Consider the following 15,368-nt stretch of genomic DNA (forward strand, 5'->3'; position numbering starts at 1 on the left):
ATACGTTTTCTTCATATTTGTTAATGCGCTAAAGATAGTAGTTTCCCTAGGCCGGGTATTCCCCCTTTTCAGGGAAATAACGTTTATTCCCATCCAAAATTGTCCATCCACATTTCGGTATTTTTCTTGCCGGGAAGGTAATTTAGATCCAACCGCAGCTCATACACTTCCGAAATCGGGCTTACCTCGCCTTTCACCAAACGAAGGTCCAAACTGTCCATATAGATTTCCGCCCTTTCCCAAGAGCCCGTTTTAAAACCTTTAATAGCACTGGAATCCTTTAAAATCTGGCCCCAATGCTGCCCGGTAAGAAAAAGGGTGGCATCTTCAAAAGCATCGCTTTCCTCGGTAAGGTAATAATCAAAATATATTTTTTTCACTTTGGTAAAATCTACGGGACTGCCCGTCACCTTATCGAACATGGGAAGAAAACAAGTGAATTTTCGTTTCACATCATTACTGTTCTTTAAGCGTACGGCATTGGTAGGATTTCCAAATTTATTTTTCCCAAAAGCCTGGCCTGAGGACTCAAATCCCCGATAGGCCAATATTTGTCGGAAATGCGGGGTATCTTCAAAATCCATTACAAATGGGCTGGTGATGGTATCGGGTTTCGCGGAAAGTGCCGCAACAAAATCACCGGCAGGGAGGTCGTTGCCCACCCGGATCCGGTGTACATAAATAGCCGAGCTATCCGCTTGATGGGTATTATAGGGATTCAAAGAGAGGCTAGCAGTATTCGGGATAGGGCTCTTGTCGCCCACCCAATTTTTGCAGTCGGCCAACGCTTCTTTTAAATCTACTTTTACCTTGATCCACCGATCGTAATTGCCGTGAAAGTTATTGGCGATTTCGTGGCATCCTCCAAAATTCCCCTCATCATCCTTGTAGTTGAACTTTAAAGCGGTAATCCAACTATCCTTGGGCACGTAGAGTTCCAGTTCCAAATAATCCGCTTCCCTAAAATTGATCGGATACCCATATAATTTTTTGAGATCGATAAAACCGTCGGAAAACTCTTGATCGGTGGTAATGCCGATTGCCGGCTTCCCCGCAATGGATTCCAACGAAACCGAACAGCCTGAACAGGATAGGGTGCCATCGGCGATCATGGACTGGTCCAAAGCATCTTCCCCGAGTTCAAGAACGAAGGTAGCGGCGTCGGTACTTTCGATTACGTTTCCGGTATCGTTCGTAGTTTTACAGCCAACAAGGACCGTCAACAGTAAAAAAAAAGCGATTTGTTTCATATTAATGTAGTTTAGGTATCTTTTTCAAAACGTCCAATAAAAATCCCCAGAACTTTTGTACCGAAGAAATTTGAACACGCTCGTCAGGGGAATGTGCTCCCAAAATGGTGGGGCCAAAACTGATCATATCCATTTCGGGATAATGCCTGCCCAGAATACCACATTCCAATCCGGCATGGCATGCCACAACCTTGGGTCGTTCTCCGAATCGTTCCGTGTAGGTTTCTTCCAGCACTTTTAATATGGGCGATTTCGGATTGGGTTTCCATCCCGGGTAATCTCCGCTGAAGGTTACTTGGTATCCCGCTTTTTCGAACGTTTCCCGCAAGTTGCCGGCCAATTCCATTTTGCCCGTCTCCAACGAAGAGCGGGTCAAACAACTTATTTGGATACGGCCATCCCGAACGGTTACCCTGGCAATATTGTTCGAAGTTTCCACCAAATCAGGAATTTCGGCACTCATGGCATATACGCCATTATGTGCCGTTTTCAATGCTTCCAATAGCGCAGCTTGGGCTTCTTGTTTCATTGGAGGACCGGAAGCGGTTACCAGCATTGTTCCGATATTCATTTCGGGGTCTAATTTTTTATGGGTGGTCACAATCGTCTCGGCGGACCGATGCATCCTTGCCTCAAAATCGCTTGCCCCGTCTTTGGGTACCGCAACAAGGGCTTTGCTCTCTCTTGGAATCGCATTTCTAAGGCCACCGCCTTCTATTTGAATGATTCGCATACCTGAGGGACCACTTTCCGCAAACAACAAGCCGTTCATGATCGTATTGGCATTTCCCAATCCTTTATGTATCTCGATACCACTGTGGCCGCCCGATAGCCCTTTTACGGTAATTTCATACGTCACATGATCCCGTAACGGCAGATCGCTTTCGTAGGTACCTTCGGCCGTGACATCTATTCCCCCTGCACATCCGATATCCAGTTCATCATCTTCTTCCGTATCCAGATTCAGTAGAATAGTTCCTTGAAGCACGTTTGGCTCCAATCCCAACGCTCCGGTCATCCCCGTTTCCTCATCGATGGTAAACAAGGCTTCCAACGGTGGGTGCGCTATTTCGGTACCCTCTAAAAGTGCCATTATCGTAGCCACTCCTAGTCCATTATCGGCGCCCAAAGTAGTTCCTTTGGCCTTTACCCAATCCCCGTCGATATACATCGCTATCCCTTGGGTGTCGAAATCAAATTTGGTATCGGCATTTTTTTGGTGTACCATATCCAAATGGGATTGCAAGGTCATCATTTTACGGTTTTCCATTCCCGGACTGGCCGGTTTTCGGATGATAACGTTCCCTATGGTATCGGTAAACGTCTCCAACCCCAGCGATTTTCCAAAGTTGACCATAAATCGGATTACCCGCTCCTCTTTTTTCGACGGTCGGGGCACGGCATTAAGATCGGCAAATTTGTTCCATAGCCTTTGAGGCTCCAAGGATCGTATATCAGGGTTCATCAGTAAGAAGGTTTTCCCAAAAATAAGATTTAAAAATCGGCATGTAGGTTAAATAGCTAAATTTGATATTTTAGAATCCATGTTTGTAAAATTCATATGAAGGATAACCTGCGTAAAGGGATTGCGCTTGCCATACTACCTCAAATTTTGTTCGTTAAATGGTTCGGAAACCGCCCGGAATGGGTAGAACAGTATTATAGTAAGGGACTTTACCCGGAAATAAGTGGTCTGTTTCGCTGGGCGTTTGGGTGGATCCCTTTTTCCATCGGGGAGTTGGTATACAGTCTGCTGTTGCTCAGCATACTGTGGTACCTTGTGCATAAGTGGCGCCATATCAAAAGAAAACCCTTTCGGTTTCTGATCAATGTCGTGGCCGTACTGTCCGTTTTTTATTTCACGTTCCATTTGGTCTGGGGCCTCAATTACTACCGTCGCCCAATTGCCGAAAACTTGGCGATAACCGATAGCATTACCAAGCCGGAATTACTGAAACTGACCGAACGATTGATCCAAAAAACGAATACCCTACAATTTTCTTTGACCGGCGACAGTACCCAAATGGTAAACGTTCCCTATCCCCAAGAGGAAATTTTTCAAAAAACGGTATACGGATATGCAGAGATAAAAAAAAGAATTCCTTTTTTAACCTACACCAACCCGAGCATTAAGGCTTCGGGCTATAGCACCTTATCGAGTTATCTGGGTATCGGGGGCTATTTGAACCCTTTTACCAACGAGGCCCAAGTAAATGCATTGACGCCCGCTTTTAGACTTCCCGTAATCAGTGGACATGAAATTGGCCACCAGATCGGGTATGCCGCTGAAAATGAAACCAATTTTATCGGTTATTTGGTAACCGTGCGCCACAAAGACCCTTACTTTCAATATTCGGCCTATGCCTACGCGCTCAGCCATTGCTTAAGTGCCATCGCCAGGGAAAATGAAACGGAATTCGAACAATTGTACAGCACCCTCAACAACGGTGTGAAGGCCAACTACCAAGAACTCCGTGATTTTTATACGCGTTATGAAAATCCTTTCGAGCCTATTTTTGAATCCGTTTTCAGTACGTTTTTAAAGGCCAACAATCAGGCAGATGGCATACAAAGCTATGGAAGGGTGGTCAGTCTTATGGTCGGTTACCATAAAAAGCATCCGATATAGCCCCGTTGCACCCCCAGTATCCTATAGCTTATCAGAAATGGTAGAATACCAATTTAACTTTGAAATAGCACAAATAAATAGTTTCTTTTTCAGTTATTATTCGTTAAAAAAAATAACCATAGCTACGGCTATGCTTCCGTTTTTTGCCTTGAATACCTAAAAAATAATTCAATTTCTATACGTGTTATTTTAAAGCTAAATTGGTATAAAATCACCGTTGAAACGTTAAAATATCCCGACAAGAGGATAAAATTACGCTACTTCCCCTATTTTTAACGGGACTAATAACCTGATACCTTACCAGATGAAACAAAGAATGTTTGCCCTAACCTTTTTTTGGTGCGCAACGGCCGTTTTTGCCCAAGAATACTTTCCAAAAAACGATGGCGTAAAGGCTAACGACAACAACTACACCGCTTTTACAAACGCCAAGATCTATGTGACACCGGACGAGGTCATCGACAATGGAACACTTTTGATACAAAAGGGAAAAGTGGTCGCTACGGGAAAAGCGATAGCGATTCCAAAAAATACGGTAACCATCGATTTAAAAGGAAAACAGATTTATCCCTCGTTTATCGATTTGTACTCCGACTTTGGAATTGAAAAACCCGAAAAAGCCAAGAGCGATGGTCGGTCCGCGGTTTACGAACCGTCGCGGGAGGGCTTTTATTGGAACGACCATATCATGCCCGAAAATGATGCGGTCACAAAATTCACCTATGACGATAAGAAAGCGAAAGCGCTTCGAAACCTAGGTTTTGGAGTGGTCAACGCACATATCCCGGACGGAATTGCCAGAGGTACCGGGGTGTTGATCGCCCTCAACCCCCATGGAAATGAAGCGGACCGTATTTTAGAAGACCGCTCGGGCCATTATTTTTCTTTCAAAAAGAGTATCGCCAAACGACAGTCGTACCCAACATCCTTAATGGGGGCCATGGCCTTGATGCGACAAATGTATTATGATGCCGATTGGTACGCCAAGGGCAACGTAACCACCAAGGACCGTTCTTTGGAGGCGTTGAACGCCAATAAGGGCCAGGTACAAATTTTTGAGGCCGGCGACAAGGGCAATGTGATCCGGGCCGATGGAATCGGTGATCAATTTGGCATTCAATATGTAATTGTAGGTGGTGGGGACGAGTACGAACGGGTAGCGGATATCAAGGCAACGGAGGCCACATTAGTATTGCCCTTGAATTTTCCCGAGGCCTACGACGTGTCCAACCCTTACGACTCGGAGTATGTGTCGCTGTCGGACATGCGGCATTGGGACCAAGCACCATCAAACCCAAAAATACTTGCCGAAAACAATGTTCCGTTCGCATTTACGCTTCATAAACTAAAGTCTACCAAAGCGTTCGACGCAAAAATAAAAAAAGCTTTGGCGCGAGGATTATCCAAAAAAGAGGCCTTGGCCGCCCTTACCACCGTTCCCGCCAGAATTTTGGGAAAATCGGCCGAAATAGGGTCGTTGAAAAAAGGTAGTCAGGCCAACTTTATCGTTACCTCAGGTGATCTGTTCGCCTCCGGTACGGTACTCTACGAAAATTGGGTACAAGGACGTAAAAACGTAATCAACGATTTTTCCAAAAAAGACCTAAGGGGCGACTATACACTCGCTATCGGGAATCAGCGTTTTTCATTAGCGATCAAAGGAACCGCTGCAAAACAAACGGCCGAGGTAAAAAAAGACACCCTGGTATTGACTTCCAAATTTAACCATGCGGGCAATTGGTTCGAATTAAGTTTCAATGAGGCGAAAAAGGAAAGTTACCGGCTTGTGGCCAACGTCCTTGAAAATACAACTGATATAAGCGGTAAGGCCGTTTTGCCAAAGGGAGCGGAGCGTTCGTTCACCGTGACCCGGACAAAAGCCTTTGAGGATACTAAAAAAGAAGATTCCAAAACGCAGGAAACGCCTGGCCCGATTTCGGTCAAGTTTCCCAATGTCGCCTATGGCTATGATGCCATTCCGAAACCGCAAAACACCCTTTTCAGGAATGCGACGGTATGGACAGGAGAATCGGAAGGTGTCCTAGAAAATACCGATGTTTTGGTCAAAAATGGAAAAATCGTAAAAATCGGTAAAGATTTAAATGCCGGTGGCGCCCAGGTCATCGATGCTACCGGAAAACACCTGACAGCGGGTATTATAGACGAACACAGCCATATTGCCGCACTATCCGTCAACGAGGCCGGTCACAATTCCACCGCAGAGGTAAAAATGGAAGACGTGGTCGACCCCGAGGACAAGGGCATCTACCATGCTTTGGCCGGTGGCGTGACCTCTTTGCAGTTGTTACACGGATCGGCAAACCCCATAGGGGGAAGATCGGCCATTATGAAACTTAAATGGGGCGAAAGTGCCGATAACATGATTTATGGGAACACGCCAAAGTTCATCAAATTCGCATTGGGCGAAAACGTAAAACAAAGCAATTGGGGCAGTTTTAATCGATTTCCACAGACCCGGATGGGCGTTGAACAGGTATTCACCAATTACTTTCAGCGTGCCAAAGAGTATGAAATACGGAAGAAGAGCGGTCAACCGTACCGAACGGACGAGGAAATGGAGACCTTGGTAGAAATTTTAAACGGGGAACGTTTTATCAGTTGCCATTCCTATGTACAGAGTGAAATAAACATGATGATGAAAGTTGCGGAAAAATTCGGATTTCGCATGAACACCTTTACCCATATTCTAGAGGGGTACAAAGTGGCCGATAAAATGGCCGAACACGGTGTGGGCGGCGGTACCTTTAGCGACTGGTGGGCCTATAAATATGAGGTGAACGATGCCATTCCCTACAACGCGGCCATCATGCAAAGCCAAGGGGTTACGGTAGCCATCAATAGCGATGATGCCGAAATGATCCGGAGATTGAACCAAGAGGCCGCTAAAATTGTCAAATACGGGGGCCTTAGCGAAGAGGAGGCTTGGAAAATGGTGACCATAAACCCAGCAAAATTATTACATCTGGAGGAGCGTACCGGAAGCATCAAAAACGGAAAAGATGCCGATTTGGTCCTGTGGAGCGGGCACCCTATGTCCGTTTACACCAAGGCTGAAAAAACGATGATCGACGGCGCAATTTTCTTTGATCTGCAAAAAGATGGGGAACTGCGAAAATCGGTCCGCGAGGAGCGCAACCGCCTCATCGGAAAAATGTTGACGGAAAAAGACAAAGGCGGTAAAACGCAACCTCCGAAAATGAACAAGAAAGAACAAATGCACTGCCAATCCCGATAATATGTCACTATACCAATTATACCGATATCCCATGAAAAAAGTAGTTATAGCGCTGATTGTCCTTTTAGGCGTGTGCCTGCAGCACAATGCACAACAAACACCCGCTCCGGCGCAGGACGGGGCAATTAGCATTACCGGGGCTACGGCACATTTAGGTGATGGCACCCTTATCGAAAATGCCACAATAGTGTTCGAAAACGGAAAAATAACCGCTATTGCCGCCGATGCGACCGTTAAAGGAACCGAAATCGATGCTTCCGGAAAACACGTTTATCCCGGGTTTATTGCCCCTAACAAGTCTTTGGGCCTTATTGAGGTCAATGCCGTAAGGGCCAGTAACGACCAGGATGAAATTGGTGATATCATTCCACATGTCCGAAGCCTCATCGCCTATAATGCGGAATCCAAAGTAGTGGAAAGTATGCGACCGAACGGTGTGTTGATCGGACAGATCACGCCGCAGGGAGGACGCATATCGGGCACCTCTTCCATTGTACAGTTCGATGCATGGAACTGGGAAGATGCCGCGATAAAAGTGGACGACGGCATACATTTGCGCTGGCCGAGTACCTTTAGGGCCGGTCGGTGGTGGATGGGCGAAGACCCCGGATATAAACCCAACGACAAGTACGAGGAACAAGTGACCGAAATTACTACCTTTTTGACCGGTGCCAAGGCGTATGGAAAAGGCGCCTCAAAAGAAATGAATCCTGCGTTCGCGGCCATGAAAGGCGTTTTTGACGGGAGTCAGAAACTATACCTTTATGCGGACAATGAACGTCAGATCATCGATGGCATCCAAATGGCAAAAAACCAGGGGGTTTCCCAGATCGTTTTGGTCGGTGGATACCATGCCCATAAAGTGGTAGACTTCTTAAAAGAAAACAGTATTCCCGTGCTGGTGCAGTTTACCCACCAATTGCCCGTTTTCGATCATGAGGATTATGACCTGCCCTACAAATTACCGAAGCTATTGTTGGATGCCGGTATTCTGGTGGCCCTTCAAAATGGGGAAGCCAGTAATTTTCAAACAAGGAACCTCCCTTTTTATGCGGGACAGGTAGCGGGACAAGGCTTGGATAAGGAGCAAGCGGTTCAATTGATTACCGGAAACTCGGCAAAAATCTTAGGAATAGACGATACGTATGGAACGCTAGCCATAGGAAAAAGTGCGACCCTCTTCGTTTCGGAAGGCGATGCGCTCGATATGCGCAGCAACCAGCTGACGCACGCTTTTATTGACGGACGTGCCATATCTCTGGAAACACACCAAACGAAACTTTGGAAACGGTATATGAAGAAGTACGAAGGGAAGTGATGCCCTTTTCAGGGTTTAGTAGTTTAGTATTCAGTGGTGAGTGGTTAGTGGTTAGTGGTGAGTAGTGAGTAGTGAGTAGTGAGTAGTGAGTAGTGAGTAGTGAGTATAAAGTAAGAAGTGGTAAGTAGTCAAAAAAAACACGATTTTGAATTTGTGTTTGACATTTGAATTTGATCGTTATCAAGCTTTGCCTATCGCAGTACAACGCTGCCTTAAAAAACGCCTAGACCATTCTTTACCAATACCCGGATACCTACTATAAATACCAAAAGTGCGGTGACCGTTTTTATCGCTCTTGGGGTCATTTTCTTAAGACCGATACGAATGCCAAGTTGGCCTCCCAAAAAAACGGTCGCCATCAATGCTACAGTTTCCACAAAAGGCAAGGCAAGGGTTTCTGCGGCAGCAAGTCCCGCCAAACTTGAAAGGGAATTCACCAAAATAAAAAAACTGGCCAAGGCGGCAATTTTTAAGGAAGATGCCCAGCGCAAGTGGTTCAATACGGGCGCTAGAAAAATACCGCCACCAATACCCACCAAACCCGATAACAATCCAATGGATGCTCCCAAACCATAAGAAACCCATTTGGGATACCTTCGGCTAAAATCCTTTTTTGAAGCCGTATGAAAAGTCTGCCAGGCCAAGGCAATCGATGAGACAACCAAAGCGCCGCCCAAAATAATAAAGAATACCTCCTCTTTCAATCGAAAAGAGGCCCCAATAAACGCCAATGGAACGCTGGCGACCACAAAAGGCAAAAAGTCCTTTAAATTGGCATGGCGATTTTTAAAGTATAAAAAAGTACTCGTGGAAACCACCATCAGATTACAGACCAAGGCCAAAGAGCGAATGCCAAAAAAGCCGATTACGGTTAAGGACAATAGTGCCAAGTAACTAGATCCCCCACCGAACCCTACAGAAGCATATAAGGCCGCAACAATAAAAAAACCAAGGCACAGCAGTACAAGGTGCTCAATGGGTAGCAGCATAGGAACGAAGTTGGTTCATGCCACCGGTAACATTGATCAATGTTGCTTTCGGAAAATAGGACGCCAATAGCGAAATGCCTTTGGCACTACGGATACCCGATTGGCAAAGGAAATAAACGGGACGCTTAACATCGATCTCATCCTTACGCTGCTCCAGCTCGGTCAAAGGAATATGGCGGGCCACCGAAAGCCGTTGTCCTTCATATTCCGATAAGGTACGTACATCGATTACCTGCGGGTTCCCCAACTCCAGAAGTTCCTGAAATTCCAGTGCAGTAACCGAAGTAACGGGCGCCACGGCACATTCTAACTCATAATTGTCCCGTAAAGCCGTTATTTGGAGGTTCTCCGGTATCGCGGAAAACCGAATTTTACGCAGTACGGTACCCAATCCATCGAACAGGGCCAATTGTCCAGATAACACTTCCCCTACCCCGGTGATCAATTTAATCGTCTCCAAAGCCTGTAAATTACCCACAATGCCCGGAAGAATGCCCAATACCCCATTTTCGTTGCAATCGGGTACCTCATCGGGTTTGGGCATGTTCGGAAACAAACAACGATAGGTAGGGCCTTTTTGGTAATTGAATACGCTCACCTGCCCTTCAAATGCATGCAACGCTCCATAGACAAATGGTTTTTTGAGTAGTACACAGGCATCGTTTACCAGGTAACGTGTGGGAAAGTTATCGGATGCGTCTACGACAATATCGAACTGCGCTATTGTTTCCAATGCATTGTCCTTTGTCAGAAAGTAGTTGTACCCTTCTAAAACGGTATTTGAATTTTGTGCGGAAAGCTTTTCCTTGGCAACATCCACCTTCGAAAGGCCGACATCGGACTCCACGTATAAGACCTGCCGATGAAGGTTTGAAAACGAAACCGTATCACCATCCAAAATTCCGATGCGCCCGACCCCCATGGCGTTCAAATAGGTTAGCACCGGTACACCGAGTCCGCCCGCTCCAACGACCAAAACACTGGCATTTGCCAGTTTCTGCTGTGCCGTTGCACCAAAGCCTTTTAAAATAAGCTGCCGTTTATACCTTTCGTTGTCCATGGAGTGCTTTAAGAAGAAATAGATCCGCCCATTTTGGACAATGCAGCGTTATAGTCCTCCTTTGAATTTGCGTTCAACAATACATTTTCGTTTTTGGGAAATACCAATTTCACATCGTTATGGATCAGGAACTTTCTTGGGCAACTGCCCTGCCCTGTTTCCAAATAGTCCATGGAAGCGCGTAAGGCGTTGGGCTCCCATATTGCGCATAATGGCTCTGGTAAAGGATCTTCCCTTTGTGCAAATGCAGTGGCCATTTTACTATCATCCCTCTCGGAAACGAGTTGTTCCAATGCCTCTACATCCATTAACGGAAGATCGCAGGCCAAAACCAACCAGGCCACATCGGGAAATGCTTCATGGGCGGATAACAATCCGTTATAGGGCCCCTTATATCGGTCGCTATCGGTAATCGAGGTCATGGTTTTGGGCAAGTCGGGCAACTGGTCCGAACGTACGCTGATATAGGTCGCTTCACAGACCTGCTGGAGCAGCCGATACAAATGGTCTCTTTGAGGGCTATCGTGGTAGGTGATCAACCCTTTATCGGTTCCCATTCGGGTGCTTTTTCCTCCGGAAAGGACCAAGCCATATAGTTTAGCGGTTGAAGTCATTTTTACCTCCAGTTTTTTGTTCGAGCCGAATGTCGGTAATCGTAATATCATGGGAAAGTGCCTTGCACATATCATAAATGGTAAGGGCACTTACCGAAACACCCGTCAATGCTTCCATTTCAACACCTGTACGTTCGTTACATTTGACCGTACAACTGATTTCCAAATGATGGGCATCGGGTAAAATTTCGATATGGACTTTTGACAGGTTTAGTTGATGGCATAGCGGAATCAAATCGGATGTTTTTTTAACGGCCTGTATTCCGGCGATGACCGCCGTTTGTACGATACTCCCCTTGGTTCCCAAAAAGTTCTGATCGGCAAGGGTATCGAATACCGATTTCGGAAACGTGACCCTACCCGTTGCGGTTGCCGTTCGCACCGAAATGTTTTTGGAGGAAACATCGACCATATTGGCCCGGCCGGAAGTATCGATATGGGACAACGCTTTCTTCATTCTTACCATTTTTATCTTATGGATGGGCGGACACCCAGACGGACTTGTTCTTAAAAAATTCTTTTTTCCAGATCGGCACTTTTTCTTTTAAGGTATCGATCAAAAAACGGCATGCCGCAAAACAGGCCTCTCGATGCGCCGAAGACGCCCCTACGACGACTACCGGTTCCGCGACCGATTTTACACCAACGGCATGTTGTAACAGTACCCGATCGAGCTCCCATTTTTCCGATGCCGTATCGGCGATCTTTTGCATTTCCTTAAGGGCCATTTGTTCGTAAGCCTCAAATTCAAGGGATACCACTTGTTCGCCTTTTGTAAACTCCCGTACGGTACCGACAAATACACATATGCCCCCACTCATTGGGTGCGAAAGGGTTTCGTATACCTTACCCAGCTCGATCTGGGGCACAATTTCGACGTTCATTTCCTTCATTAACCACCACTTACCGGAGGGATGATTGCAATTTCATCACCAGAACGCAATTGGGTGCCTTCCTCCGCATATTCGCTATTTACGGCTATGGCCAAGGACGAAAGTTTCCCAAAATCGGGAAAGGAACGTTCCAACTCCCGTTTCAGGTCCTTTACGGTATGTGGCCGCTTTTCAAAGCTTTCCATTGCCAATACCGAAGCGCCGACAATGTCTTTTGCAATACCAAACAACAACACCTCCATTATCCGTTTCTTTTATGGTACAAGGTACTTAAAAATTCACAATCCTTCCACATCGTCCACTACCGTTCCTCCTTTGGGAAGTGCGTAAAATGTGTCCGGTTTTTCCGTAGTATCCAACCGAACATTTTCAAAAATACGGCTGCTTTTTGCCGTTTCCATGGTTTGCCCCGTATTGGAATACCATGTTAACTTTTTAGGGAGTCTCAATCCGGAAACTTCCATCCAATCCTCATAACGGATCCATTTTACGGTATCCGACTTTTCCCCGGTTCCGTAGGTGACGGTGTATCCCAACCATTCCATTTGAAACGTTTTGGGATCGTAGTGCAAAAAATATTCGTCCTTTGGCGATGTACCTACCCCATTGTTATAAGCAATGCGGATACCGGGATAAGTGTAATCTTCGAAAATGATAGGCTTGGCAGAATCGTATTGGATTCCTTCATCGGCCAATACAAAGGGCATGGCATAAAAATAAAACATTAGGTTGTGGTAAAACACCGCGTCGCCCTTAAAATTGTTTTTCTCGTCCAACACCCAAACATCCGTACCATCGAAACCCATGCTCACGTCCCGCATCGTCACTTTATCCTTTCTCGTGCGCAGGTCTATCGTATGCACCTCACCGCCCTTATCATTGGGAAGTTCGAACTGCAGGGTCCTTTTTTTGTTCCAGGCCTCAAGCCCCCCGTGCCCGTTCAACACGTTTACCAAAGCTTCCGGAAACCTACTTTTGACAACTTCGGTTTCCGCTACGGTCTTCGTTTCTTCTTTCCGCTTACTTGGTTGCTCTTTACAATTCAAAAAAACAGCGGTGCAACACCAAACCAGTAGCCATTGTATTTTCTTTTTCATTCGTTTTTGGGCCTTTAATTTGTGTGGAGGGAATCCGATCCGACCACTTTTATTTACATTTGTCCGAATGAACGAAATTAAGCAAATAACCAGTCTCCAAAACCCCTTGGTAAAGAAAATAGGGTTGCTGCGAGAAAAGTCCAAGGAACGGAAAAAAAGTGGGCTATTTGTTTTGGAAGGACTGCTCGAACTAGGGCTCGCGATCAAAGGGGGTTACGTCATCGAGAACCTGTTGTTTTCTGCCGATCTTATTTCTGAACGAGAATTGAACGAAATCCTGAAACCATACCCCAAAACCGTTGAAATGATACAGGTCAGCAAGGAGGTGTACCGTAAAATTGCCTATAGGGAAAGTACTGAAGGTGTGGTTGCCTTGGGCCAAAGCAAACCACATCATTTGGACGGTCTAGAATTACCGGAAAAGAATCCGTTCGTTTTGGTTGCCGAAGCTCCCGAGAAACCCGGGAATATTGGGGCGTTGTTACGTACCGCCGATGCCGCCGGGCTCGATGCCGTTATTATTGCCGATCCCAAAACCGATCTGTACAACCCCAATATCGTTCGTTCGAGCGTTGGCGGCCTGTTTACCAACGCTATTGCCACTGGTAGCAGTTCGGAAATTATCCAATACCTGACCAAGAAAGGAATCAAAATTTATGCTGCGGCCCTGAGCGCCTCCAAACCCTATACCTCGATCGACTTCACCGGTGCCACCGCCATAGTCATGGGAACGGAAGCAACCGGACTTTCCGATGCTTGGTTGACCGGATCCGATCAGAATATTATCATTCCCATGAACGGGGAAATAGACTCCATGAACGTATCGGTGTCCGCCGCAATCCTTATCTTTGAGGGAAAGCGTCAACGAGAGAAACAGGTATAAACGAATGGGTATCGATAACCAAGCAAAAGCGTTTATGCTATCTTTTGCTGTTACCATGGTTTATATTTAAATGATTAAAATTCCACCACACCAACATCCAACATTGTTTTGAACACCCTTTTCTACACCATTATCGGTATTCTTCTGCTTCAATTTCTATTGGAAACGCTATTAAAAAGCTTGAACGCAAAGCGCTATAACGACCCCATACCGGAAGAACTCGACGATGTTTTCGATAAGGAAGCCTATCAAAAAGCGCAGGAGTACAAAAAAACAAACCATCGTTTTGGCATATTGCGCAGCTCGTTTTCGTTGGTATTGACACTTGTTTTTTTGATTTTCGGTGGATTTGAATGGGTAGACCGGCTCGTACGGCAGGTCACCGAAGCACCCATAGGAATGGCGTTACTGTTTTTTGGCACCATATTGTTGGGCAGCAGTCTGTTGACCCTTCCGTTCTCCTATTATGCAACCTTTTATATTGAGGATAAATTTGGTTTTAACAAGGCCACCAAAAGCTTATTTTTTATCGACCAATTAAAGACATGGATCATGAGCCTCATTATCGGTGCGGCCATTTTGCCCCTTGTGATGTTGTTTTATCGGTGGGCCGGACAACATTTTTGGATATACGCCTGGTCGTTGATCGCCGTATTCAGTATTTTAATGAACCTGTTTTACAGCAAATTGATCGTCCCCCTTTTCAATAAACAATCTCCGCTAGGGGAAGGAACGTTAAAAAACGATATTGAACATTATGCACAAAAGGTAGGATTCGATCTTAAGAATATTTTCGTTATCGACGGCTCCAAAAGGTCGACCAAGGCAAACGCCTATTTTTCCGGTTTTGGAAAGGAAAAAAGAGTAACCTTGTATGACACCTTGATCTCGGATTTGGAGGAAAAAGAAATCGTGGCCGTTTTGGCGCACGAGGTAGGACATTACAAGCGTAAGCATATCGTTTTCAATATGCTGTTATCACTTGTTTTGACGGCTCTTACCTTGTTCGTTCTATCCCTCTTCATCAACAACCCACAAGTATCCCTTGCCATTGGGGTCACCCGACCGAGTTTTCATGCGGCATTGGTCGGTTTTGCAATTTTGTATAGTCCCATTTCCGAGTTAACGGGACTGTTCATGAACCATCTTTCCAGAACTTTTGAATACCAGGCCGATACCTATGCCAAGGATACCCACGGTGCCGATGCCTTGGTAAGCTCGCTCAAAAAACTCTCCAAAAACAATTTGAGCAACCTTACCCCGCATCCCGCCTATGTGTTCGCTTACTACTCCCATCCTCCGCTGATCGATAGGATCCGAAACCTACAACGGTCGAAAAAAACGACCGATACCCGTATCCCGACTTCATAAAACCAACA

The 15,368-nt window shown here is 45.8% G+C and carries 14 protein-coding genes; 5 read left to right on the top strand and 9 right to left on the bottom strand.

What is annotated here, in order from left to right; genetic code table 11:
* Nucleotides 1–83 precede the first annotated feature (83 nt).
* Both ACRD7P_RS00290 and ACRD7P_RS00295 read right to left on the bottom strand, forming a co-directional pair.
* The gene (locus ACRD7P_RS00290; RefSeq protein ID WP_430905462.1) at nucleotides 84–1,250 is read right to left on the bottom strand and encodes a hypothetical protein; all 1,167 of its coding nucleotides are present in this window, start codon (nucleotides 1,248–1,250) and stop codon (nucleotides 84–86) included.
* 1 nt (nucleotide 1,251) lies between these two features.
* Nucleotides 1,252–2,715, bottom strand: a complete 1,464-nt coding sequence (locus tag ACRD7P_RS00295; RefSeq protein ID WP_430905463.1) for an aminoacyl-histidine dipeptidase — start codon at nucleotides 2,713–2,715, stop codon at nucleotides 1,252–1,254.
* Between the two features lie 96 nt (nucleotides 2,716–2,811).
* On the opposite strand from ACRD7P_RS00295, the gene ACRD7P_RS00300 reads away from it, so the two are divergent.
* The 3 genes from ACRD7P_RS00300 to ACRD7P_RS00310 all read left to right on the top strand — a co-directional run bounded on the left by ACRD7P_RS00300 (nucleotide 2,812) and on the right by ACRD7P_RS00310 (nucleotide 8,453).
* The gene (locus ACRD7P_RS00300; protein WP_430905464.1) at nucleotides 2,812–3,879 is read left to right on the top strand and encodes a DUF3810 domain-containing protein; all 1,068 of its coding nucleotides are present in this window, start codon (nucleotides 2,812–2,814) and stop codon (nucleotides 3,877–3,879) included.
* A gap of 304 nt (nucleotides 3,880–4,183) precedes the next feature.
* Nucleotides 4,184–7,135, top strand: a complete 2,952-nt coding sequence (locus ACRD7P_RS00305; protein ID WP_430905465.1) for an amidohydrolase family protein — start codon at nucleotides 4,184–4,186, stop codon at nucleotides 7,133–7,135.
* 31 nt (nucleotides 7,136–7,166) lie between these two features.
* A complete protein-coding gene (locus ACRD7P_RS00310) occupies nucleotides 7,167–8,453 on the top strand; it encodes an amidohydrolase family protein (protein WP_430905466.1) in 1,287 nt (428 codons plus the stop codon).
* A gap of 212 nt (nucleotides 8,454–8,665) precedes the next feature.
* On the opposite strand, the gene ACRD7P_RS00315 is transcribed toward ACRD7P_RS00310, so the two are convergent.
* The 7 genes from ACRD7P_RS00315 to ACRD7P_RS00345 are packed head-to-tail and all read right to left on the bottom strand — an operon-like array spanning nucleotide 8,666 to nucleotide 13,106.
* The gene (locus ACRD7P_RS00315) at nucleotides 8,666–9,442 is read right to left on the bottom strand and encodes a sulfite exporter TauE/SafE family protein (protein ID WP_430905467.1); all 777 of its coding nucleotides are present in this window, start codon (nucleotides 9,440–9,442) and stop codon (nucleotides 8,666–8,668) included.
* Nucleotides 9,426–10,502 carry a ThiF family adenylyltransferase gene (locus tag ACRD7P_RS00320; RefSeq protein WP_430905468.1) on the bottom strand — a complete coding sequence of 359 codons (1,077 nt, stop codon included), beginning with the start codon at nucleotides 10,500–10,502 and terminating at the stop codon, nucleotides 9,426–9,428. Before ACRD7P_RS00320 ends, ACRD7P_RS00315 begins: the two co-directional genes overlap by 17 nt.
* Nucleotides 10,503–10,510: 8 nt before the next feature.
* Nucleotides 10,511–11,116 (bottom strand): NTP transferase domain-containing protein, encoded by a 606-nt coding sequence (locus ACRD7P_RS00325; RefSeq protein WP_430905469.1) that lies wholly within the window; start codon nucleotides 11,114–11,116, stop codon nucleotides 10,511–10,513.
* The gene (gene moaC / locus ACRD7P_RS00330; RefSeq protein ID WP_430905470.1) at nucleotides 11,100–11,573 is read right to left on the bottom strand and encodes a cyclic pyranopterin monophosphate synthase MoaC; all 474 of its coding nucleotides are present in this window, start codon (nucleotides 11,571–11,573) and stop codon (nucleotides 11,100–11,102) included. Before moaC ends, ACRD7P_RS00325 begins: the two co-directional genes overlap by 17 nt.
* Nucleotides 11,574–11,589: 16 nt before the next feature.
* The gene (locus ACRD7P_RS00335) at nucleotides 11,590–12,009 is read right to left on the bottom strand and encodes a molybdenum cofactor biosynthesis protein MoaE (RefSeq protein WP_430905471.1); all 420 of its coding nucleotides are present in this window, start codon (nucleotides 12,007–12,009) and stop codon (nucleotides 11,590–11,592) included.
* Complete coding sequence (locus tag ACRD7P_RS00340; protein ID WP_430905472.1) at nucleotides 12,009–12,251, bottom strand: MoaD/ThiS family protein; 243 nt, start codon at nucleotides 12,249–12,251, stop codon at nucleotides 12,009–12,011. Before ACRD7P_RS00340 ends, ACRD7P_RS00335 begins: the two co-directional genes overlap by 1 nt.
* Before the next feature lie 36 nt (nucleotides 12,252–12,287).
* Nucleotides 12,288–13,106, bottom strand: coding sequence for a DUF6503 family protein (locus ACRD7P_RS00345; RefSeq protein ID WP_430905473.1), 819 nt, complete (start codon nucleotides 13,104–13,106; stop codon nucleotides 12,288–12,290).
* Nucleotides 13,107–13,173: 67 nt separating this feature from the next.
* Between ACRD7P_RS00345 and ACRD7P_RS00350 the strand changes: the two genes are divergently transcribed.
* Nucleotides 13,174–13,989: a TrmH family RNA methyltransferase gene (locus ACRD7P_RS00350; RefSeq protein WP_430905474.1), complete on the top strand. Its 816-nt coding sequence runs from the start codon at nucleotides 13,174–13,176 to the stop codon at nucleotides 13,987–13,989.
* Between the two features lie 102 nt (nucleotides 13,990–14,091).
* Nucleotides 14,092–15,360, top strand: coding sequence for a M48 family metallopeptidase (locus ACRD7P_RS00355; protein ID WP_430905680.1), 1,269 nt, complete (start codon nucleotides 14,092–14,094; stop codon nucleotides 15,358–15,360).
* Nucleotides 15,361–15,368 lie beyond the last annotated feature (8 nt).

This window comes from Maribacter sp. 2-571 (genome assembly GCF_050589625.1).
Lineage (GTDB): Bacteria > Bacteroidota > Bacteroidia > Flavobacteriales > Flavobacteriaceae > Pelagihabitans.